The organism is Romboutsia lituseburensis DSM 797 (assembly GCF_900103615.1).
Classification (GTDB): Bacteria; Bacillota; Clostridia; order Peptostreptococcales; family Peptostreptococcaceae; genus Romboutsia_F; species Romboutsia_F lituseburensis.
In genome coordinates, this window is sequence record NZ_FNGW01000002.1 from 256,399 (window position 1) to 280,727 (window position 24,329).

21 protein-coding genes and 1 riboswitch are annotated in these 24,329 nt (G+C 27.4%); of the genes, 5 read left to right on the forward strand and 16 right to left on the reverse strand.

What is annotated here, in order from left to right; translation table 11 throughout:
• Positions 1 to 20: 20 nt before the first annotated feature.
• Positions 21 to 1,889: a tetratricopeptide repeat protein gene (locus BLP75_RS04370; protein WP_092724188.1), complete on the reverse strand. Its 1,869-nt coding sequence runs from the start codon at positions 1,887 to 1,889 to the stop codon at positions 21 to 23.
• A gap of 276 nt (positions 1,890 to 2,165) precedes the next feature.
• Between BLP75_RS04370 and BLP75_RS04375 the strand changes: the two genes are divergently transcribed.
• Both BLP75_RS04375 and BLP75_RS18090 read left to right on the forward strand, forming a co-directional pair.
• The gene (locus BLP75_RS04375; protein WP_092724190.1) at positions 2,166 to 3,086 is read left to right on the forward strand and encodes an AEC family transporter; all 921 of its coding nucleotides are present in this window, start codon (positions 2,166 to 2,168) and stop codon (positions 3,084 to 3,086) included.
• 100 nt (positions 3,087 to 3,186) lie between these two features.
• Positions 3,187 to 3,333 (forward strand): hypothetical protein, encoded by a 147-nt coding sequence (locus BLP75_RS18090; protein WP_170139155.1) that lies wholly within the window; start codon positions 3,187 to 3,189, stop codon positions 3,331 to 3,333.
• A gap of 109 nt (positions 3,334 to 3,442) precedes the next feature.
• On the opposite strand, the gene BLP75_RS04380 is transcribed toward BLP75_RS18090, so the two are convergent.
• Positions 3,443 to 3,679: a hypothetical protein gene (locus BLP75_RS04380; protein ID WP_092724192.1), complete on the reverse strand. Its 237-nt coding sequence runs from the start codon at positions 3,677 to 3,679 to the stop codon at positions 3,443 to 3,445.
• Between the two features lie 158 nt (positions 3,680 to 3,837).
• On the opposite strand from BLP75_RS04380, the gene BLP75_RS04385 reads away from it, so the two are divergent.
• On the forward strand, positions 3,838 to 4,980 hold the full coding sequence (locus tag BLP75_RS04385) for a DUF3810 domain-containing protein (RefSeq protein ID WP_278335043.1): 1,143 nt from the start codon (positions 3,838 to 3,840) through the stop codon (positions 4,978 to 4,980).
• Positions 4,981 to 5,060: 80 nt separating this feature from the next.
• Here the strand turns inward: BLP75_RS04385 and BLP75_RS04390 are convergent, their stop codons facing one another.
• The 6 genes from BLP75_RS04390 to BLP75_RS04415 all read right to left on the reverse strand — a co-directional run bounded on the left by BLP75_RS04390 (position 5,061) and on the right by BLP75_RS04415 (position 15,524).
• Positions 5,061 to 6,242 (reverse strand): MalY/PatB family protein, encoded by a 1,182-nt coding sequence (locus tag BLP75_RS04390; RefSeq protein ID WP_092724196.1) that lies wholly within the window; start codon positions 6,240 to 6,242, stop codon positions 5,061 to 5,063.
• A gap of 164 nt (positions 6,243 to 6,406) precedes the next feature.
• Positions 6,407 to 8,680, reverse strand: coding sequence for an alpha-amylase family glycosyl hydrolase (locus BLP75_RS04395; RefSeq protein ID WP_092724198.1), 2,274 nt, complete (start codon positions 8,678 to 8,680; stop codon positions 6,407 to 6,409).
• A gap of 36 nt (positions 8,681 to 8,716) precedes the next feature.
• Complete coding sequence (locus tag BLP75_RS04400; protein WP_330385776.1) at positions 8,717 to 10,357, reverse strand: glycoside hydrolase family 13 protein; 1,641 nt, start codon at positions 10,355 to 10,357, stop codon at positions 8,717 to 8,719.
• 166 nt (positions 10,358 to 10,523) lie between these two features.
• Complete coding sequence (locus BLP75_RS04405) at positions 10,524 to 11,957, reverse strand: YfcC family protein (protein ID WP_092724200.1); 1,434 nt, start codon at positions 11,955 to 11,957, stop codon at positions 10,524 to 10,526.
• Positions 11,958 to 12,173: 216 nt separating this feature from the next.
• Positions 12,174 to 13,340, reverse strand: coding sequence for an AI-2E family transporter (locus BLP75_RS04410; RefSeq protein ID WP_092724202.1), 1,167 nt, complete (start codon positions 13,338 to 13,340; stop codon positions 12,174 to 12,176).
• Between the two features lie 225 nt (positions 13,341 to 13,565).
• Entirely contained in the window at positions 13,566 to 15,524 is a 1,959-nt protein-coding gene (locus BLP75_RS04415; RefSeq protein ID WP_092724204.1) for a sensor histidine kinase, read from the reverse strand.
• A 253-nt stretch (positions 15,525 to 15,777) separates the two neighbouring features.
• Between BLP75_RS04415 and BLP75_RS18485 the strand changes: the two genes are divergently transcribed.
• Complete coding sequence (locus tag BLP75_RS18485) at positions 15,778 to 16,743, forward strand: collagen-like domain-containing protein (protein WP_092724206.1); 966 nt, start codon at positions 15,778 to 15,780, stop codon at positions 16,741 to 16,743.
• A gap of 33 nt (positions 16,744 to 16,776) precedes the next feature.
• On the opposite strand, the gene thiE is transcribed toward BLP75_RS18485, so the two are convergent.
• The 6 genes from thiE to BLP75_RS04450 form a co-directional block, all read right to left on the reverse strand.
• Entirely contained in the window at positions 16,777 to 17,406 is a 630-nt protein-coding gene (gene thiE / locus BLP75_RS04425) for a thiamine phosphate synthase (protein WP_330385777.1), read from the reverse strand.
• 6 nt (positions 17,407 to 17,412) lie between these two features.
• Positions 17,413 to 18,252: a bifunctional hydroxymethylpyrimidine kinase/phosphomethylpyrimidine kinase gene (gene thiD, locus BLP75_RS04430; RefSeq protein ID WP_092724210.1), complete on the reverse strand. Its 840-nt coding sequence runs from the start codon at positions 18,250 to 18,252 to the stop codon at positions 17,413 to 17,415.
• 109 nt (positions 18,253 to 18,361) lie between these two features.
• Positions 18,362 to 18,457, reverse strand: a riboswitch (TPP riboswitch).
• Positions 18,458 to 18,581: 124 nt separating this feature from the next.
• Positions 18,582 to 18,899 carry a GIY-YIG nuclease family protein gene (locus BLP75_RS04435; RefSeq protein WP_092724212.1) on the reverse strand — a complete coding sequence of 106 codons (318 nt, stop codon included), beginning with the start codon at positions 18,897 to 18,899 and terminating at the stop codon, positions 18,582 to 18,584.
• 64 nt (positions 18,900 to 18,963) lie between these two features.
• Complete coding sequence (epsC, locus tag BLP75_RS04440) at positions 18,964 to 19,524, reverse strand: serine O-acetyltransferase EpsC (RefSeq protein ID WP_334292577.1); 561 nt, start codon at positions 19,522 to 19,524, stop codon at positions 18,964 to 18,966.
• A 5-nt stretch (positions 19,525 to 19,529) separates the two neighbouring features.
• Positions 19,530 to 20,429 (reverse strand): cysteine synthase A, encoded by a 900-nt coding sequence (gene cysK, locus BLP75_RS04445; RefSeq protein WP_092724216.1) that lies wholly within the window; start codon positions 20,427 to 20,429, stop codon positions 19,530 to 19,532.
• A 227-nt stretch (positions 20,430 to 20,656) separates the two neighbouring features.
• Positions 20,657 to 21,262 (reverse strand): NUDIX hydrolase, encoded by a 606-nt coding sequence (locus BLP75_RS04450; RefSeq protein ID WP_092724218.1) that lies wholly within the window; start codon positions 21,260 to 21,262, stop codon positions 20,657 to 20,659.
• 136 nt (positions 21,263 to 21,398) lie between these two features.
• On the opposite strand from BLP75_RS04450, the gene BLP75_RS04455 reads away from it, so the two are divergent.
• Complete coding sequence (locus BLP75_RS04455) at positions 21,399 to 21,671, forward strand: DUF1294 domain-containing protein (protein WP_092724220.1); 273 nt, start codon at positions 21,399 to 21,401, stop codon at positions 21,669 to 21,671.
• A gap of 63 nt (positions 21,672 to 21,734) precedes the next feature.
• On the opposite strand, the gene BLP75_RS04460 is transcribed toward BLP75_RS04455, so the two are convergent.
• On the reverse strand, positions 21,735 to 22,676 hold the full coding sequence (locus tag BLP75_RS04460; protein ID WP_092724222.1) for a polysaccharide deacetylase family protein: 942 nt from the start codon (positions 22,674 to 22,676) through the stop codon (positions 21,735 to 21,737).
• A 271-nt stretch (positions 22,677 to 22,947) separates the two neighbouring features.
• Entirely contained in the window at positions 22,948 to 24,267 is a 1,320-nt protein-coding gene (locus BLP75_RS04465; RefSeq protein ID WP_092724224.1) for an NCS2 family permease, read from the reverse strand.
• Positions 24,268 to 24,329: the final 62 nt, after the last annotated feature.

The window sequence follows — 24,329 nt, forward strand, 5'->3', positions numbered from 1 at the left end:
AATATTAAGCTGTCATATTTTTATTTTTCATCAAAATCTATTATCATATCATTTATAATGTCTTCAAATTCTTCTTTTAAATTTTCTTCTATTTCTAATATATACATTGGAACATATTCTTCTTCATCTACTACAATTTCTAATTCTTCGAACTTAGCTAATAACACCTCATCAAAGTTTATATTCAATTGAGGCATAGAATTTACTACTTCCTGTGAATTTTCATATTTTTCATCAGCTAGAGAATTATACATTTCCAAACTTTTTTTATAATAAAGTCCAGCTAACATATACTCACATTTTTTACTCCCTAGCTTAAATCCTTCTTTATAGTATTTTTCAGCCTCATTATCCTCATTTAGCTTTAAGCTTAATTGACCTAAATTGTATATAGATTCTTCACAATTTTTTGATCTCGCTTTTTCATACCAATACTTTGAATTTATATAATCTTTAAAGTAGCTATCAAATATTACGCCTAGCATGTGTTGAGAATATATATTACCTTCATTAGCGGGTACTTCAAACATTTTTTTTGCATCTTCATAGCTTTCTTCTTCAAAATAAATTTTACCTAAATGAATTCTAGCATTTAAGTGAGCTTTTTCTGCAGCTAATTCAAAATATTTTCTAGCTTCTAGTATATTACCTTCTTCTTCATACATACACCCTAACTTATAATTAGCATGAGTGTCTCCATTTTCACTAGCTTTAGTGTACCAAATTCTCGCTTCTTCATAATTTTCACCATCTTCATAAATTCTTCCTAATTTAATCTGACATGACAAATCATTTGAATTTCTTAAATAGTAAGATATAGCTTTATCTACATCTCCCTGCTGGAAATATAAATCTCCAATATTTTCAATTGCTTCTTTACAACCATCTACAATAGCTTCTTCGTAATACTTTATAGCCTCTTCATAATTCTTAGCTTCAAAATATAAGCCTGCTAAATTATTTTTAGCTGCTATCATATTATCTTTAGCTGCCATTTCATAATATATCTTAGCCTGTTCAATATCATTTTTTTGATTATATAAGTTTCCTAGTCTATACTTAGCAAATGTATTATTTTGCTCAATACTTCTTTCATAATAATCTATCGCATATTCATATTCTTCATCTCTATCATATATATAACCTAATCTATATTGAGAATTGCTACAATCTTTATCAGCACTTTTTAGATAGTATCTTTCTGCTTCTTCATAATTTTCATCTATCTCCATTATAAGGCCTATGTTAAAACACCCTTTTTTGTGTCCTAACTTATGTAACTGTTTATATAAACTTATAGCATTTTTTTCATCATCTTGTCTTTGACTCAATACCGCTAGGTTAAATTTACATTCTTCATCTAATAATACGGATCCTTTTTTATAACTTTCAATTGCTTCATCTATCCTATTTAAATTGTAATAAAGTACACCTAGATTAAAACATGCTTTTCCGAAATTACTTTGAGACGCTTGCTTTAACCATTTTTCAGATCTTTCGTAGTCTTTTAATTTAAAATATGTAACACCTAAATTGTTTTGTCCTCTTAAATCGCCTAATACTGCAACTTTTTCATACCAATACAGTGCATACTCATAACCTTCTACCTTAAAGTACATATTACCTAAATTAAGTGCTGCCCTTTCTTCACCATTTTTAAATGCTATTGAATACCATTTTTCAGCTTCATTATATTGACCCTTAGAATGGTACAAGTTAGCTAGAGCATATTGTGATTTTAAATAATCATATTGAGACGCTTGTTTGTAGCTTTCTATTGCCTTATCTATTTTTCCCATCTTCTCATAAAATGCTCCTTTAGCATGAAACATCTTAGGATCTTGAGATATGTTTTTTAAATTATGTATTGAAAATTTATTTTCTTTCATCTTAAACTCCCTATTACTTTAACTTTTAATGATTATTATATAATAAAAATATTTTTTCTAAATAATATTTAACTTTTTGTAAATTTATTGTAATAATAGATACAATATTGATAATTATACAATACCCTCCGTTATAGTATAATTATTTCTTATATATTTTGGTAATTATTTCTTTTTTATCTTTTACTATTTATCATGATTTATTCCAAGTATTTTACATATTATAGTCATTATAAATAAGATACTATATAATAATATGTGTGGGAGGGGTTTGTTATGAATTTTAGTAATGTATTTTCTCAAATCTTCATTTTATTTATTTTAATAATAATTGGTTATTTTGCTCGAAAAAAAAAATTATTAGACGAGTATACTACATCTAAGCTTTCATCTTTAACCATGAGCATTTTTTTACCGTCAATGATTATTAATTCTATGCAAATTGATTATAGTCCTGACATGATTGACAAGATAATTAAATTATTAATAATATCGCTTGTCATGTATACTATATCATACTTAGCATCATATTTGCTAAAATTTATATTTAAATCTTGTAACGACTTAGGGATTTATCAATATGTTATAATGTTTTCTAATGTTGGTTTTATGGGTTATCCAGTTGTCGAAGCTGTATTAGGGAAAGAGGCTGTATTTTACACAGCAATATTTAATTTACCATTTAGCCTATTAACAATTACTCTAGGTACTTATTTTTTATCTAAAGGAAAAGAAAATTATTCCTTTTGTATAAAAAATTTTATTAATCCTGTAATTGTATCTATCTTTATAGGATTAATAGTATTTATATTAAATATTAAATTACCTGCTTTTATAAGTAAACCAATGGATATGTTAGGTAATATTACTACACCAATGTCAATGCTAATAATAGGTAGTATGCTTTGTGCATCTTCCGCAATTGATTGTTTTTATAACAAAAAACTTTATTTTGTAACAATTATTAGATTGATAATACTTCCAGTTGCTATATACTTTGTTTTAAAGGGTCAAATAAAAGATAGTTTGTTGGTTTCTATTCCTATTGTAATATCAGCTATGCCTGCAGCTGCCAATACCGCAATAATGGCAAGCGAATACGAAGCGAATACACATTTAGCATCTCAAGCTGTTTTTTTTACAACTTTATTTTCAGTTGTAACTATCCCTTTGGTAAGTGCTGTTTTAATAAAATAGTAATTTAATTTTTCAAAATTTTTTTAAAACTTATCAATAAATATTATAACTGTATTTTTATGGCAATATCTGTGATAATAATACTATAGGAGGAATTCGTATGGATATAGATTTAATTTTTAAAATCGTTTTATTGATAGTAGTTATCGGAGTTGCTATAAAAGCATTAAAATTCATAACTAGCTTTATATTTAAAATAGCTTTAGTTCTTTTTGTAGTACTTATGATATACAAATTATTTATATAAAAAATTTAATTAGCTTAAGCTACTTTTTATATTTCATAAAAAAGCATCTCTTATATGAAAATTTAATATCATTTAAGAGATGCTTTTTATTTAAATTAAAATTTTTATGTTATTTTATACTTTTTAAATCTATATAAGCTTCTATTTGAGGTATATACATCATATGACCTTCTTTTATATGTGTATTCCCAAACTCTTTTAATTCTTGCCCTTCTTTATCTTTGGTTATTTTATATTTTACAATTTCGCTACCTTCATCTATATTTGCATGAAAATACATTCCTTCATATTGTTTAAATCTGAAATTAAAATTATCTCTTGTTAGCTTAATGTTTAAATTCTGCATAATTTATCCCTTCCATTTAATTTTATATAATTATATCATATGTATATTGTTTCCTCAAACTGCCCATTCATTTATAATATAGGTATAATATTTTTAATAATTTAACTTATTTATATTTGGAGGTGATTTAAATAAATAAACTAAAATTTTTATCAATATTGCTTTTTCCTTTAGCTTTATTAATTAACTTTATAAGTTCCAAATTCCCTATAGCTATAGATACATATTATTCATCCTACATAAACAAATTTATGATAGAAGTTTTAAGCAATATAAGTGGAGTTTTTCCATTTTCTTTATATGAATTTTGTATGTATTTACTAGTACTATTTACTACTTTATTTTTATTATATATATTTATAGTTATAATTAATGAAGGCTTTCGTAAAAAACTTTATGGTAATAATATATATTCTCTTAAAGATATTTTAAAATATTATTTACTTAACATCTTAAGTTTTTTATCTACAATTTATTTTTTATTTATAATATTGTGGGGATTAAACTATAATAGAATACCTTTGGAGGATATTTTAATTAAAAATTATACTTTGCAGAATAATATAGGTTATACATATAATAAAGATGTACGTAATCACACTTCTAGTGACTTATCTAATTTATATGATTTTTTAATTTCTAAATCAAATGAGACTAGAAAACTCGTAAAAGAAGGTTCAAATGGTATTATGAAAGCTAATGGGGACTTCAAAGATATTCTTAATCGAGCTTACTTAGGATATGAAAATACTGTAAGTATTTTACCTCAAATTGATGGTAATTATTCTAAACCTAAATATGTATTATCATCTAATTTGATGTGCTATACAGGTATAACTGGTATTTATTTTCCTTTTACTGGTGAAGCAAATATTAATATTGCAGTTCCTGATATTTACATTCCTTCAACGACACTACATGAAATGGCACATCAAAGAGGTTATGCCAGTGAAGATGAAGCCAACTTTATAGGGTATTTAACAGCTATAAATCATCCAGATATAGACTTTAAATATTCTGGGTATATACTTGCACTTAATCATACTGCTAATGCACTATATAAAGCTGATTATGAAAAATATATATATTTATCTAAAAAGATTTCTAATGATGTAAAAAAAGATTTGATTAATAATAAAAGTTTTTGGAAAATATATGAAGGTAAGGTTGATGAAATATCAAATAAATTCAACGACTCTTATCTAAAAGCTAATGGAATTAAAGAAGGTTCTGCTAGCTACGGTAAAATGGTTAACTTACTTTTAACCTATTATAAGCTTTATCCTCAAACACATAAATAATCTTACCTTTTACATCTTAAGTTTATCAAACAAAAAGGATAAAATTTATATTTATATAAATTTTATCCTTTTTATATTAATTAAAAAGCATTTTTTATTCTGTCCATACATTCTTTTAGTATTGATCTAGGGCATGCTGCATTTATTCTTACAAATCCTTTACCTTCTTTACCAAAGTTGTATCCTTGATTAAACAAAACTTTAGCTTTTTTAAACATTATATCTTCTAGTTCAATTTCACTTAAACCATATTCATTAAAATCAACCCATGCTAAATAAGTTCCCTGTGGTTTTACTAACTTTGCCTTAGGTAAATTTTCTTTTAAATATTTATCTATAAATTCCATATTATCATCTATATATTGGTTCAATTCATTTAACCAATCTTCACATTCATTATATGCTGCCATTGCAGATACCACTGCAAATGGACTTGGAGATCCAATATCTAACTTATCTTTTAATTCAAATAACAATTTTTTCTGAATTTCTTCATTGTTTATTATTATATTTGCTAAATGCATACCAGCTAAATTAAACGTTTTACTAGGAGCTGTACAAGTTATTATCTTATCTTTATAATCACAGCCTACTTTTAATGTAGGTATATGCTGATTTCCTTTTCTTATTAAATCTGAGTGAATTTCATCAGATATCAGCCATAAATTATTTTTTTTGCATATATCTATAACCTTTTTTAATTCTTCTGTCTTCCATACTCTTCCTACAGGATTATGTGGGCTACAAAATAACATTATCTTTGCCTTTGGATTTTTTGCTTTTTCTTCAAGGTCATCGAAATCTATTTCATAACTTACTCCATCATACTTTAAGCTATTACTTACTACATTTCTGTTATTATTTTTGACTTTTAATTCAAAAGGTGTATATACTGGCTGTTGTATTATTACTGTGTCATTTTCTTCAGTAAGTATTTTTACCAAAGTTATTATAGCTGGAACTACCCCTGGACTAAAAAATATATTATTTCCATCAACTTCTAGATTAAATCTTCTCTTATACCAACTACAAACTGAATCTTTGTATTCTTTAGTGTCTTCTGATGTGTATCCAAATATTTTATGCTCAATTCTCTTTCGTAATGAATTTACTATAGGCTCAGCACATTCAAAGTCCATATCTGCAACCCATAAAGGAAGACCATCCTGAGTTGCTTTTTGGCTACATCTTGTTCTAAAGTCCCATTTTATACAATTTGTATTTTCCCTATTAACAGCTTTATCGAAATTATATTTACTCATATATCCTCCAATATATATTAATTTAAATTTATAAGTATTAAATTTTATTATATTATATTATTATTATATCTTATTTTTTAATAATAAAAGCTATAGAAATTTAAACTTCTATAGCTTTTATTATTAACTTTATATCTTTAGGTTAAATTATTTATCTCAATTTTTTAAATAGATCTACCTTTAAAATATCTTTTTTTATCTTCTTCATTTATACTTCTTATCACCTTACATGGATTTCCTGCAGCTACAACATTTGAAGGAATATCTTTGGTCACTATACTTCCTGATGCTATTACTGAATTTTCACCTATACTAACTCCTGGGTTTATTGTACTTCCTCCACCGATCCAAACATTATCACATATAGTTATCGGCATTGCAAATTCTAATCCGCTAGCTCTTATCTCAGGGTCTACAGGGTGGCCTGCTGTGAATATATTTACATTGGGTCCTATTAATACATTTTTACCAATATTAACTTTTGCACAATCCAATACTGTTAAATTGTAATTTGCATAAGATCCTTCTCCCCAAAATATATTATATCCATAATCACATCTAAACGGTGGCTCTATATAGAAGTTTTTACCTGCCGATCCGAATAAATTTTCTAACATTTTATTTCTTTCATCTACTTCACTTGGTCTTAAGCTATTATAATCAAATAAAACTTCTTTAGCATATTGTCTTTCTTCAAATATTTCTAATCCTTCATCTCCAAATGCTATATAAAGATCTCCATCTATCATTTTTTGTTGTTGTCTTTTTATACTTTTCACCTTATACACTCTTGATTCCCAAGGTTTTAAGTTTATTTTTGTAGTATTTTCATGAGGTTTTACTTCATGTGTTGATAGAATCAGGTTTTTATAATCTATGTTTATTTCTTTTTGATAGTATATAGAATTATTGTCACTTAGATTACACATAATTATAAATGTATCGTCATTTAATACTCTTTCATATGCATAAATATTTTCATCATATCTCATAAGTAAATTGCACTTACCATATATTAATGCTTCATTTTGTTTTCTTATTTTAATCATTTCTTTGTAAAAATTAAGAATTGAGTTTCTATCATCCAGTTGTTTTTCAACATTTATATCTATGTAGTTTGAGTTTACTTTAAACCAAGTTTTATCACTTTCACTAAATCCACCGTTTTTGGAATTATTCCATTGCATAGGTGTTCTTGAGTTATCCCTTGATGACATCCATACTTTTTTTAGAGCATAATTTTCACTTATACCTTTTTCTATATCTTCATAGTATGCATTTTTAGTTCCTATGTCATCATAATCATTTATGCTATCAAGTTCTATATTTGTCATTCCTATTTCTTGACCTTGATATATAAATGGTGTTCCTTGTTGCATAAAATATGATAACCCTAGAGATTTTGCACTTTCAACCAAATATTCTCTGTCATTTCCCCAATTTGATACTACTCTTACTTGATCATGATTTTCTATAAATAAAGCATTCCATCCTTTATCATGTAGTGCTTCTTGCCACTTGTTCATTTCTCTTTTATATTTTAATACATCAAATGATTTTTGATTTTCATAGTCCCAAAGCGACAGATGCCCAAATTGGAATATCATATTAAACTTTCCGCCTTCTTCTCCAACCCATTCATTGCAATCATTTGTAGTCACACCATTAGCTTCTCCAACTGTCATTATATCATATTTATCGAAAGTTTCTTTTTTTAGCTCTTTTAAATATTTTTGTATGCCTTCTACATTCATATGCTTATCAAAAGATGGTACATATTTTAAATTATTTGGATTATCCATATCCAAAAGACCTTCTTCCTTTTTTATATGGCTTATTGCATCTACTCTAAATCCATCTATTCCTTTATCTAACCACCAGTTTATCATTTCATAAATAGATTTTCTAACTTCTTCATTTTCCCAGTTTAAATCTGGTTGCTTTTTAGAAAATATATGAAGGAAATACTCCTTTGTAAATTCATCTTTTTCCCACGCAGAGCCTTTAAATATACTTTCCCAATTATTAGGCTCTAATCCATTTTTTCCTTCTTTCCATATATACCAATCTCTTTTTGGGTTATCTTTTGATGATTTTGACTCTATAAACCATTCATGCTCATCTGATGTATGATTCACAACTAAATCTATTATAAGTCTCATACCTCTTTTATGAACTTCTTTTAATAATTCATCAAAGTCACTCATTTTACCAAACTCACTCATTATATCTTTATAGTCACTTATATCATATCCATTATCATCATTTGGTGATTTATACATCGGACATATCCATATAACATCTATACCTAAATCTTTTATATAATCAAGTTTTTGTATTATTCCTTGTAAATCTCCTATTCCATCATTGTTACTATCCATAAAACTCCTTGGATATATTTGATATCCAACAGCTTCTTTCCACCATACTTTTTTCATATATTGCCCCCTATATTAAATTGATTAAGCAAATACTTACTTTAACGTATATATTATAGCTTCATATGGTCTTAAAGTTATTTTATCTAAATTCTTGCCAGAATCGCTATAATTACTTAATAATATACTTACTTCATTGTATTTTATAGATTTATCTAGCATAAACTCCTCTTTTTTATCATAAAAGTTTGCAACTACTAAGATTCTTTCTTTATTTAGCTCTCTTGTGTATGCAAATATTGACTTATGGTTTTTATATAAAAGATTAAAATTACCATATACAACTACATCCATCGATTTTCTTATTTTTATTAATTTTTTATAATGGTTAAATATTGAGTTTTCATTTTCTAAGTTTTTCCTAACATTTATATACTTATAATTTGGATTTACTTTTATCCAAGGATTAGCTTTGCTAAATCCAGCATTTTCACTTTCATCCCAATGCATAGGTGTTCTTGCATTATCTCTTCCTTTTGCATATATAGACTTCATTATCTCTTTTTCATCATATCCATTAGCTATACGATCTTTGTACATATTTAATAACTCTATATCTTTATAATCTTTTATAGTGTCAAATTTAACATTTGTCATTCCTATTTCTTCACCCTGATAAATATATGGAGTACCTTTTTGCATATGAAGTACTGTTGCAAGCATCTTAGCACTTAGCTCTCTATATTCATTACTATCATTTCCCCATCTTGATACTATTCTTGGAAGATCATGATTGTTCCAAAATAAACTATTCCATCCATCATTTTTAAGCTCTGTTTGCCATTTTTCAAATACTTTTTTTAACTTAATAAAATCAAGTGGTGCTAAATCCCATTTACTTTTTCCTGGTATTTCATCAAGGCTTATATGTTCAAACTGAAATACCATACTTAGCTCATTTTCATCAGGATTGCTATATAATTTAGCTATCTCTGGTGTAGCTCCCCATGTTTCACCAACTGTCAATAAATCTTTATCTCCAAAAGTTTTAGAGTTCATTTCTTTTATATATTCATGAAGTTTAGGTCCATTATTTGTTATACATTTATCTGGTTGTTTTCCTACTAAATCTATAACATCTAATCTAAATCCTCCAACTCCTTTATTTATCCAAAAGTTTATCATATTATATAGTTCATTTCTCATATCTTCATTTTCCCAGTTTAAATCTGGTTGTTTTTTAGAAAATAAGTGCAGATAGTATTCATTACTATCTTCATCTAGTTCCCATGCACTTCCACTGAATATTGAACCTAAATCATTTGGCTCTTTTCCTTCTACTGGCTTTCTAAATACATAGTAATCTCTATATTTACTATCTTTGTTAGACTTAGCTTCTTTAAACCATTCATGCTCATCTGATGTATGATTTAAAACTAGGTCCATTAGTATTTTTATGCCTCTATCATTTGCTTCTTTTAATAATCTTTCCATATCTTCCATTTTTCCAAATTCGTCCATTATATCTTTATAGTCACTTATATCATATCCATTGTCATCATTTGGTGATTTATATACCGGTGATAACCATATAACATCTATTCCTAATTCTTTTAGATAATCTAGCTTAGATGTTATTCCCTTTAAATCTCCTATTCCATCATTGTTACTATCCATAAAGCTTCTTGGGTATATTTGATATACTACAGAATTATGCCACCATTTTTTTTCTATCATGTTAACTTCCCCCTATTATATTTTTATATAATTAAAATTACTTTGATATCGTTTTCACCTTAATTATATCTATTTGTGCATACGGTTGCAATAATTAATAAAAATAAAAATAGAATGTCTTAACAACTAGGCAATGATGCTTAATCGTTTTAGACATTCTATTTTACTATTTTATAATCATCATAGCTATTGATAATATAACAACTGATGATGCAAATATACTTAATACAACTTTAGTTGCAAATTTTACCCATGTTCCATAGTCAACTTTTGCTATAGCAAGTCCACCCATTACAACTCCTGATGTAGGTGTTATAAGATTTACTAATCCACATCCTGCACCCAATAAAGATATGACAATCTCCGGTGCAAACCCTAAACTTTGAGCTAATGGTCCAAATATAGGTATAGATACACTTGCTAATCCTGATGTTGACGGTATTAAGAATGATAGTCCAATATATATTAAAAATGCAACATTAGTAAATAATATTGGGGACATACCACTTAAAGCACTAGAAGCATTTTGTAATACATATGCATCTAGACCCGTATTTCCCATTATAACAGATACACCTCTTGAAATACCTATTATAAGTGCAACTCCTACCATTTCAGAGGCACCTTCTATTATATATGAAACTATATCTTTTTCTCTAAATCCGTATACAACACCTATTATTACAGCCATTAATACAAACCACATTGCTAACTCAGAAAACCACCAATTCCCTAAAGAGCTTCCTGTTAAAAATGCGGTATGTTTGAATATATTTATTCCAAATCTTTCCCACGGTATAACACCAAGTATCATTACTATAAAAGATAAAGCAAATAGAGCCATTACTATTTTTCTCTTTGGAGTAAACTCTAATACTTCTTCTTTCCCCTCTAAGAAGGCTTTTTTAGCTTGATCCATTTCATTTTTAGATAATAATGAACTTTCCTTATTTTTTTTAACCTTTTTAGCATAGCTCATAACAAAGAATATAGATATTGAAAGTGATGATAACCATAGTGCCACCCCAATTCCCATAACTGTGGCTTGATTAGCTACAACTCCAACTGATTTTAATGAATCTATACTAGTTGCTACTAAGAATGGGTTTACTGTAGAACCTAAAACCCCTACACCAGCTCCTAAAAGTATAGTTGCTACTGCCGTTAATGAATCAAACCCTGCGGCCATCATTGTTGCTGTTACTAATGCATAAAATGCTAAAGTTTCCTCTGACATTCCATAACTTGTTCCACCTAATGAAAATATAAACATAAGTATTGGTATTAATAAAAGCTCTTTCCCATTAAGTTTTTTTACCACTGAACCTATACCTGCATCAAGTGCTCCAGTTTTAGTTACTACCCCCAAAAAACCACCCATTAGCAGAACATATAAAGATATATCTATAGAATTTTTTAGTCCTTGTATGGGAGCCATGATAACATCTGATACAGATGCATTTTTCACTTCTGGTATAAACTGTGTTATCATTGCAATTACAACTGTTATACAAAATAATATAGTATACGCTGTCGGTAACCTAAACTCTTTTTTCTGCTTTGCTTCATTATTAGATTGATTGTCTAATGTATACTGCATTTTTATCGCCTCTTTTTCCCGTAAATATAAAATACTTCTTAAAATATTTATACCATATAATTGATTTTTTTTAAATGGTAATTTCGACAAAGTTGCTATTTTTTTACCATATAGCGTTTATTTACTTTTTTTATTTACAGGTTATGCCTTTTTTCTTTATTTTTTTCATCAAAAAAGCTGAAACAATTATTAAAATTGTCTCAGCTTTTTTTAACTTTAATTTATATAATCCTTAGTTTCTTCAGGTAATCCTTTTTTATTTAATTTAGCTTCTATTATATCTTTTATAATAGAGTAAATTATAGCAAATAAAGGAACTCCTATAATCATTCCGACTAAACCTAATAATTTTCCTGCTACTAATAATGAGAATAAAATCCAAAATGCAGATATACCAATAGAATCGCCTAATATTTTAGGCCCTATTATATTTCCATCTAACTGTTGTATCACAACTATTATAACTAAGAACCATAATGCTTTTACAGGAGATACAAACATTATTATTATGAAAGATGGTATCGCCCCAAAGAATGGACCGAAAAATGGTATTATATTAGTTATACCTATTATAACCGATATAAGTATTGTGTATGGCATTTTAAATACCGTTAAAATAATAAATGTTAAAACTCCGATTATAGCAGAATCTATGATTTTTCCACTTAAGAATTTACCAAAAGTATCATTTGTTCTATGAGCTAATTCCACAGCAACATTTGCATGCTCATTAGAAAATATAGCATAAGTTATTTTTTTGCTAAGAGCACAAAAATTTTCCTTATCTATTAATAGATAAATTGAAATTATTATTCCTAAAATAATATTCCATATACTTGATAATATTACTCTAACAGTCTCACCTAATACTGGAAGTAAATTTGTAATTATGCTAATTGTATAGTTAACAAAATCATTCCATTTGTCCATAGCTAATCCTACATATTCACTTTCTAAATTAATCTTAGCACTAATTTCTTCTATTAATTTAGTTACATTAGTTACATATGTAGGAACATCGTTTACTAATCCTGCAATACTATCTACAACTTGTGGTAACACAAACTTTGTAAATAGATAAAGTATTATAAACGCAGTTATATATGTAAGTAAAATAGCAATTCCTCTTTTTCCTTTTTTCTTCATATTCTTTATCGAATCAAAAACTAATACTTTCTTTTCATAAAAAGATAGTATAAAGTTTAATAAATATGCTATTACAAACCCTATTATAAACGGTTGTAAAGTTGAAACTATCCACCCTAATGTACTTGTAAATTCATCAATTTTGTTTAGTATACTAAAAAATGCTATACTTGCACATATTACTAAAAATGAATATACAGCTATTGTTGTATATTTTTTATTCCAATCAATCTTCATATTGCCTCCCTCTTTTTTTAAATATTACTTTTTAATTATACCCTATTTTTGTATTTTAATTTCATGTACTTAAATTTCATGTATATTCTAGGGTATTTGTACAAGTAATATATCATATATATACTAGATTGTCATTAGTTTTAACATTCAACTATTTTAAATTTTTCTTCATATGGCATATTATATAATTAATAAAAAAATACCTTAAACATATTTAAGGTATTTTCACTTCTCTATATCAGACATCTCTAATTTTACAATCTCTTTAAATGCCATATTTTTTATACTCTTATCTTGCACTTCTTTATCACAATGTTTTATTGGCAATACAATTTCAAATGTGCTTCCTCTATGTTCTTGGCTATACACATTTATATGACCATCATGTGCTTTTATTATTTCATCCACTATACATAGACCAATTCCACTTCCCTCATTGCTTCTAGATAAAGATGAGTCAATTTGATAAAATCTATGGAAAATTTGTTCTATTTTATCTTTTTCCATACCTATACCATTATCCTTAATAGCTATATTCACATTTTCATTATTTCTTTTCATATATACTTCTATTTTTCCATTTTTATTAGTAAATTTTATAGCATTTGATAGCAGATTTAAAATAGCTCTTTCTATTTTCTCTAAATCTATACAAGTTATAATTTCCTCTTCTTCTGTATCAAATATTAATTCTATTTCCTTTTGATTTGCAAAATCTATACTTTCTTCAACAATTTCTTCCACAACATAAACAATGTTTACCTCTTTAAATTTGCATTCATAAAAACCTGCTTCAAGTTTTGATATATATATTAAATTATTAATTAATCTCGTTAGTCTACTTGAATTTTGATTAATTTTACTTATTTTTTCAAGTAGATATTCTTTATTAAATTCATCTTTTTGTAATTTGATTTCTAATAATTTACAAATACTTATTATTACATTTAAAGGAGTTCTAAATTCATGACTCATGTTTACTATAAAATCTGTTTTTAATTTTTCTCTTTCCTTTGCTAACACATATAATTTTTTATTTTTACTGCTTCTTTTCTTTTCAAGATATATTATACACATAGTAGTAACAAATACAAAACCTACTATAGAAAAAATTATCACTATTGCATTTTTGTCTTTTTTAGGAATTAATAATTCATGTTTTTTACGATTTAAAACAATACTACCTTTTGGTATATTTTTTATATCTATATCATAATTATAGATTTCATTATAGTCAAATAAATAGCTTCCACCTGGTTTATTAGTAAGAGGAATATTTTTCACATCTTCTCCATCTAATATTTTTAATATCATTTTAGCACTAGCAATACCATTTCTTTGACCAATATCCATGTAGCCACCTATAATTCCTGACTTTGCATAATCTGCTCTGTCTGAATATAAAGGAACATTTGACACTTCTTTAAGATTATTTACAAATATTTTTGGTCTTATATAATTATTTTCATTATCTTTAAATACACCAGATATTATAATTGCTTCTTTTTCATTCAACTCTTTTACTTTTGACAATATTTCATCTTCATAATCGCTCTGTATAAAATTTATTTTTACATACTTTTCTAATAAATATGAACTATTTATTATATCAGATTTTATTTTTTCATTATAAAATGTATTATCTAATAAAATATTTATATTCTGTATATCAGATTGCAATCTAGTTATAAGATCTATTATTTGCAATTTATTTTTCGAATCAATAAATCCTGTTATATACTTTTTTTCATCTTCAGTTAAATAAACCTCTTGATTGACACCAATAAAAACTAATGGCTTTTTATTAAAGATACTATATTCATTAAAAATTTCTGGACTTATAGCATCGTATGATTCATCATCTACACTAACAATTAAATCAACATTTATATTACTATATTTACTTTTTAATAAATCTCTAAATTTATCTATATATTCTTTATCATTTCTTTTCTTGCTATCTAAATATTCAATATTTAAATTTATATCATATCTATCATTTTTTTTTAATTCTTCTTGAATACCTTTTAACACTGAAAGTTCCCACAAATTTTTACTATCGTATGAGTTTATGACAAGTATATTTTTACTTTCAAGTTTATAATTTTCTTTCGCTAAAATATCTATTTTAAAACCTATTGCAATAAATAAAATCATTGAAATCAGTATCTTTATTTTATTCATTTAATGTCAAACTCTCCTTTGAATGTTTTTATATAAGTCTTAATTATATTAGATTATTTTTATTATCTACATCTATTTATAAAAAATTCACATATACAATTTAAATTAAAGCTATTTTACCTGTATTAATTACCTTTAGCTTGAGTATTAGAATTTATTTGATATTTAATGTCCCATTTTTAACGTTAAAATCATATATGTATATTACGTAGTAATACTACAAAATTAAAATATTTAACATGGAGTGTTGTATATGTATAAAGACTGTATAGGTAAAGACAACAATTGCAACAAAGATTGCACAAAATCTTCTTATTGTAAACCGTCTAAATGTTCTTCTAAATCTTGTTATTGCGATGTAAATCATAGTAAATCTCAAAAAAAGAGTTGTAAGAACATAAATACAGGAGCTTGCCCTGTATTTGTATATCCAGTAGATTTAGCTGATTGCCAAATCTATAATATTTTGTGTAGTTGTATTGGGAAAGTTGTGGGGTTAAAATTAGAAAACAGCGACTGCGTTTTAAGACTACGCATTTGTAAAGTTAATCATTGTGCTGTTATGGGGAAAACTTCTTCTGGAAAAGGTCCTATTTATATTAAATTAAATACTATCCAGTATGTAGATTTAGGTAAAGAAACTTATATAAATCCTTTATGTAATGTAGGAAATTGTAATACTGCTGGTATACCTGGCCCTGCCGGTCCTAAAGGGGATAAAGGAGATGTAGGTCCTATGGGTCCTCAAGGCCCTGCTGGTCCTAAAGGTAATAAAGGCGACGTGGGTCCTATGGGTCCTCAAGGTCCTGCTGGCCCTAAAGGGGATAAAGGGGATGTAGGTCCTATGAGTCCTCAAGGTCCTGCTGGCCCTAAAGGGGATAAAGGCGACATAGGCCCTATGGGTCCTCAAGGTCCTTCTGGCTCTAAAGGGGATAAAGGCGACATAGGTCCTATGGGTCCTCAAGGCCCTGCTGGTCCTAAAGGTAATAAAGGCGATGTTGGCCCTATGGGTCCTCAAGGTCCTGCTGGAGCAGCAAGCTCTAAAGGTGAAAAAGGCGATGTAGGTCCTATGGGTCCTCAAGGTCCTGCTGGCCCTAAAGGGGATAAAGGCGACATAGGCCCTATGGGTCCTCAAGGTATTTGTAATTGCCCTATTGAACCTGAACCTAAGACAAAAGAAAAATATATGCCACCAAAAAAAATGCCTTATAAAAAATAAAATAAAAGTAGAGACTCTAAAGAGTCTCTACTTTTATTTTATTGCTTCTATCCAATTTTCACTTGTAGAATAAATATCCTTCTCTTTCAAAATAGATGATACAACAGCATATCCATCACAATTGAGTTTTTTTAGATTTTCTAGATTTTTTAAGTTTATTCCACCTATTAAAACAATCGGTATATCTAATATTTTTTTTATTTCTTCTACGGTTTCATAAGAAACTGATTTTGCATCTAATTTTGTTGATGTAGAGTACATAGCTCCAACACCAATATAATCCGCTCCATCTTCCTTCGCTTTTTTTGCTTCATTTAAGTTCCTAGCAGAAACCCCTAATATTTTATTTTCTCCTATAAGACTTCTTACAAATTTAGCATCTATATCACTTTGTCCAACATGCACTCCATCAGCATCACAAATAATAGCAATATCAACTCTATCGTTTATGATAAAAGGTATATTATATTTTCTTGTTATTTCTCTAAGTTTAAATGCTTTTTCTAAAAACTCTTTACCTGACGCATCTTTTTCTCTAAGCTGAACCATAGTAACTCCGCCTTTTATTGCATCTTCTATGCATTTATAAAAATCTCTTTCCCCTAAAATATCATTATCTGTTACTAAATATAATTTCAATTTTTTTCTTACAGTATTTGTCATGATCATCTATTCAGCTAATATTAACTGTTTTTCCTCCCCTTTAGTATTTTTTTCATCTAATTTATAAAAGTGGTGTACAGGTCCAACTCCATGCCCTATATCAAAACTATTTTCAATTGCGCTTGTTATATATTCTTTGCTTAACTTCACAGAATCCTTAATATTATATCCTAATGCTAAGTGTGATGCTATAGCTGATGATATTGTACATCCAGTTCCATGAGTATTTTTTCTATTTAGTCTTTTGCTTTTAAATATTTCAAATGTTTCTTCGCCTATTAATAAATCTATTGCATCTCCTTCTAAATGCCCGCCTTTCATTAATACATACTTAGGACCCATGCTTAATATTTTAATTCCTGCTATCTTCATATCTTCTACAGTATTTATTTTAATTCCTGTTATTTCTTCAGCTTCTGGAACATTCGGCGTTACTATATATGCCATTGGTATTAAATATTTTATCAGCTTAGCCTTAGCTTCTGGTTTTAATAAACTATATCCACTCTTTGAAATCATAACAGGATCTACTACTAAGTTTTCTACATCATATTTTTTTAAAGTATTAGATATCTCAAGTATAATTTCAGGACTTGATACCATACCAATTTTTGTTGACTTAGGTTTTATATCTTCAAATACTACCTCTATTTGTTTTTTTATTATATTTTGACTTAACTCTTCTACATCAAATACACCTTGTGTATTCTGTGCTGTTATTGCAGTTATTACACTCATTCCATATGTTCCTATTGCGCTAAATGTTTTTAAATCTGCCTGAATACCTGCGCCACCACTTGAATCTGAACCCGCTATTGTTAATGTAGGTATTTTATAATTTCTCATCTTTATCCCCCTTACCATTAGTAAAATTTATAGTATTATTTTATAAAATAAAAAGCTATACCCAATTTAGGTATAGCTTTAATACACTTATTTAAATATTATAATATTTAGACTTATGTACAAGCTTTCCTACGCTGGCATTACCCAGATCAGGTATAAGGGTCAGTTTATACTTCTCAGCCTAAAGGCTCCCCTAGCTATATTTAGTATTTATTTACAATTTAATTATAATATTTTTACTATAATTGTCAATTAATTATTATTTTTTAATTTTCTGTCTATTATCTTAATTTTTTATATTAACAATATTACTTAATAAATATTATTTATTAAGTTTGATTCTTTAATTCTTGTATTTTTCCTAGTTTATAATTTAATCCATTTTCAAGTTCTTCTATAAACATATCCCCATTTTCTATAATCCAAAGTTTTTTGATTCTAGAGCACCTTTTTATATAGCTTTCTAATTTCATAGCCTTGCTCCTGCTGTCACTTATAAAAAATATCTCTAAATTTTTATACCCTTTAACCCTAGTATATTTTGAGTTTATCCCTCTTTCATGTTCTCTCATTCTTCTCTTTATATCAGTTGTATATCCCGTATATAAAGAGTTATCTTTACATCTAATTATATATGTAAAATGCATATTATACCTCATTTATCTATTATAATAAAAAATGATACTATAATATGCACTTTTATTCAATTAATTATTTAATTTCCTTAAGAATATTATTTTCATTTTTTTGCCCCCTTATCTTAACTATATTAGCAGCTACCCCAACTACTGTAGCTCCATTAGGTACATCCTTTATAACTACTGCATTTGCTCCTATTTTAGAGTTAGAGCCTATATTTATCGGACCTAATACTTTTGCTCCTGCACCAATTATTACATCGTCTCCAACCGTTGGATGCCTTTTTCCAGTATCTTTACCTGTTCCTCCTAATGTAGTTCCATGATAGATAGTTACTCGATTCCCAACCTCTGCAGTTTCGCCTATTACAACTCCCATACCATGGTCAATCAAAATACTATCTCCTAAAGTAGCCCCAGGGTGAATTTCTATACCTGTTAGAAATCTAGCTATTTGTGATAATAACCTAGCTGTAAAAAATAACTTATGATTATATAGAAAATGAGTGAAAATATGAATTATCCTAGCATGTATAGATGGATAAAGTAAAAAAACTTCTATCTTACTTCTCGCTGCAGGATCATTTTCCATAATATACTCTATGTCTTTGTTTATTTTTTTAAACACTTTCATCACCTCTATTTAAATATTCCCATAGATATATATTTCTCAATTCCATCAGGAGCTATAGTAACTATTTTTTTATCAGAATATATTTTTGCTACTTTTAATGCACCTATAATATTTGCACCTGCAGACAATCCAACTAATATTCCTTCTTTCTCAGAAAGCATTTTTACACCCTCAAAAGCTTCTTCATCTTTTATAGTTATAACCATGTCAACCAATGATGCATCGTAATTTTTAGGTATAAATCCAGCTCCAATACCTTGAATCTTGTGAGGTCCACTACTACCTTTTGATATAACTGGCGAGTTTTCAGGCTCTAACGCTACTATAATCACACTTGGATTTTTTTCTTTTAAATATCTTGCAACTCCTGTTAATGTTCCTCCTGTACCAACTCCACATACAAATACTTCAAGATCTTTTACTTGATTTAATATCTCAACTCCTGTAGTTTTGTAATGGCCATCTGGATTGTCTTCATTTTCAAATTGATTTAAGCTTTTATAATTTTTATTTTCATTTAAAAGTTCTTGTGCTTTTTTAATAGATCCACTCATACCTAGTTTTCCATCTGTAAGTATAAGCTTTGCTCCATAAGCCTTCATTATTTCTCTTCTTTCCATACTCATAGTCTCTGGCATAACTATTATTACTTCATAACCTTTTAATTTACCTATCATTGCTAGCGCTATCCCTGTATTACCACTTGTTGCTTCAACCAATACATCACCTTTTTTTAGAGCTCCTCTTTTTTCTAATCCATCTATCATAAAGTATACAGCTCTATCTTTTATACTACCTCCAGGATTATATTTTTCTAACTTTATATATATATTTGAACTTTCTAATTTATTTAATTTAACCATAGGTGTATTACCTATCATATTTAATATACTCTCATTTATCATATAGCTACCTCCAATATTTATTATCAAATTGATAATGATAAGTTTATTATATTATTATCATTTTGATAATGCAACTATATAATTTTATTTATATAATATTTTTTAGTTTTATGGTCATATTTATAGGTTAAATACATTTAGATATATAGTTTTTTAATATCAGATATTTTTTCTATTTGGTTTATTTATAATAAAAGATACCTGAAATATATTTCAGGTATCTTTTATTAATTAAATAATTCTTCGCCCATACTGGCAAACATTTGAAGAATCAAATATGATTTTATATCTATAATTTCATCACTTTTTAAAATTTCTTTTGCTTGTTCCTTAGAGATAAGCATTGATTCTATATCTTCATCATCTTCTAAAAACTCATTGCTTAGCTCGCCTTCACATGTACAGTATACAAATGCTACTGATTCATCTGTCATTCCAGGTGATAAGTAAACTTTTTGTCTGCTTTTTACATCATTTATTCTCACAAGTTCTAATCCTGTTTCTTCCTTAAGCTCTCTAGCTACTGTACTTTCCATAGATTCATCATTATCCACAAGTCCAGCTGGAAGTTCATATATATAGTTATTTATAGGCACTCTAAATTGCTTTATCAAAACTAATTTATTTTCTGATTCATGAAAAGCTGCTATTACTACAGCATCAATCTTATCTTCTTTTCCTTCTAAATAAACTTCTTTTAATTCATCTTCACTCTTTCTTGATGCAACCATCCAATGTCTATCTTCATTTTGCTTATTTTTATATTCAACATCGTATAATCCTACAAATTTAGTCTTAACTAATGTCTTTACATCTTTAATTTTATTATTCACTTACTACTACTCCCTTCTCTCATTTAAGTTAGTGTACTAATTTTTATTATAACAATAATTTATTTTTTTATCATTAGTTTTAAATTTATGATATATTTATATAAAAGTTACACTTAAGATTGAAAGGAGCACTTTTATGTATAACTTAAATTTCAAATATTTTTTCATTTATATTTTAATTATAAACCTTATAGGATTTTTATTTATGTACATAGATAAAAAAAGAGCAATAAATCATCAATTTAGAATAAGTGAAAATACACTTTTATTATTAAGTATTTTAGGTGGGAGTATTGGTTCTTTTATTGGAATGTATAAATTTAGACATAAAACTAAAAAGAAAAAATTTACAGTAGGCATACCTCTAATATTTATTATTGAATCTTTTTTAATAATGCAAATAATATAATGCTTAAATTAAATATAAAAAATGGTGTAAAAGAGTTATCTTTTACACCATTTTTTATTTAAACTATGCTAATGTTTTAAATTCATATCCATTGTCTTTGAAATATTTTATTATTTCTGGTAGTGCTTTTGCAGTTTCTTCTTTCCCGTAAGTATCATGCATTAGTATTACTACCATTTCTTTACCTTCAGCTGTTTTTTTAGCATGTTCTGCTAATTGACTTGCATTTTTCTTTCTTCCTTCTGCATCCGCATTTAGAGCATTCCAGTCTATAGATGCCATATTATTTTCATTTAAGTAAGCATCTAATGTATCCATACCTTTCCACGACATATGTCCTCCTGGACATCTTAAAACTCTTGTAGAGAAATATGGGCTTATTACTCTTTTTAATATTTCATCTGTTTTATTAAAATCTGCTAAGAAATTGTCTAGATTAAGAGTTCTGCCTGGATATAAATATTTATAATCATGGCTATATGAGTGATTTGCTATTGCATTTCCTTCATCAAAAGCTCTTTTAACAAGTGCTTCTGCAGGTTTTCCACCTCTTTCGATATTTTGACCAGTTACAAAGAATGTTGCTTTAACATTGTTTTGCTTTAGTGTATCTAATATTTGTGGTGTTACTGTTGTTGAAGATCCATCATCAAATGTTAAAAATACTATTTTTTCTCCGTTATTTGTATAATCATAAGTTTTTAACTTTTCTGAAACTTTTAATGCATCATATGAGTATTGTTTCGCATCATGGTTAACTCCAACCATTCTCTTTTTAGCTTCTTCTTCTTCTTTACGTTTTTTTTCAGCTGCAATTCTTTCAGCCTCAGCTCTTTTTTCTTGTAATATTTTTTCTTCTTTCTTTTCAGCAATATAAGATGTAGTTGCTCCTACTCCCTTTACTCCTAAAAATATAACTAACAGCGCTGCAACTACTGTTATTCCTATTTTTTTTGGATTTAATTTCTTTTTCTTTTTACCAAAGTTTATTTTTTGATTAGCCATTAAGCTCCCCCTCCTCTGTCCTATTTTGTCGTTTTTCAATCTATTAATTATTATATTATTTTTTTAAAAAATGTCTACTAGATAAAAATTACAGTTTTGTATCCAAACTAAATAAGCTATTTTTACGTCTAGCTACATTTTCATTTAAATTGTACCACAAAAAGACTTTTTTTATTTTTATTATACAAGATTCATCGTATCACAAGTTAATTTTTTTTACAATTAAAAATAGGTAATTAATTCTTAATAAGAATTAATTACCTATGCTATTTTAATGAACTATTCCCATTGATATATTCATGATAAAACTTAATATAAATAAAGCTGTAAGTATATACATTGGAACAGATACTTCTTTACCTCTCCCAGAAGCTAATTTTAAGACAGTATATACTATAAATCCTAAAGCTATACCATTTACTATATTGTAAGTAAGAGGTATTAATGTAACTATAAAGATTATAGCTATATTATCTATTAAATCTCCCTTTTTTAAATCAAAGAAAGTTTGTATCATTAAAAATCCTATAAAAATTAATACACTACTTATTACCCCATCAGGTATTAATTTAAGTATAGGTATTAAAAATAATGATGCTAAAAATAACATACCTGATGTAAATGCAGCTATCTTGCCTTTTGCACCTGCACTTATACCTGAGAAGTTTTCGGCAGCAACAATAGTTGGACTAGTTCCAAACATACCTGCTATCATATTCGATATTCCTGCAATTGTAAATGGTTTTTGGAATTCATCACTTCTTCCTATTGCCTCCATTTGACCATATAAAATTCCCATATTCTCAAATACAATAACTATAGTTATAGAAAATACTGCAACTATAAATGGTATTGTTAAAATATTTTTAAACGACATGGCTAAAAATACATCTGTAAATGCACCTATGTTAAATGATGCAAAATCTAAGTTGCTTAAGCTTGTAACGCCCATAAATAAAGCCAGTATTGTTCCTGCTATTATACTAATAAGTAAGTTTCCACCTACATTTCTAGCATTTAAAACTAAAATAATTAAAAGTGTAATTATACTTAATAATGTTTCTTTCTGTGTAATATCTCCAAGTGCTACCATAGTATTTTCATTTGAAACTACAAGGCCACTTTTTTGTAAACCTATAAATAAAATAAAGAATCCTACCCCAACAGTTATTGCATGTTTTAAATTACTTGGAATTGATTTCATAAGTATTGGAGTTATTTTAGTACTTGCAATAATAGTGAATATTATTCCACTTATAAATACAGCTCCTAAGGCTTCTTGCCACGGTAACCCCATTGAATTTACTATTGTGTACGTAAATAATGAATTAATACCCATACCAGGCACAACTATGAATGGTGTGTTTGAAAATAGACCTATTAACACAGTAGATATACTACATGTAAGTATTGTTGCTATCATAGCAGCATCTGGATTAATTCCAGCATCAGACAATATAAGTGCATTTGTCATTATAATATATACACTTGCTATAAACGTAGTTACTCCTGCTAATATTTCTGTTTTTAGATCTGTTTTGAATACGTTTGCTTGATTTTGTTCTAAATTATTTGGTAATCTTTCGTTCATTCCTCTTCCCTCGTAAAATATGTCCCTCGCCCACCCACATTAATTATGCTTATATATAGTAT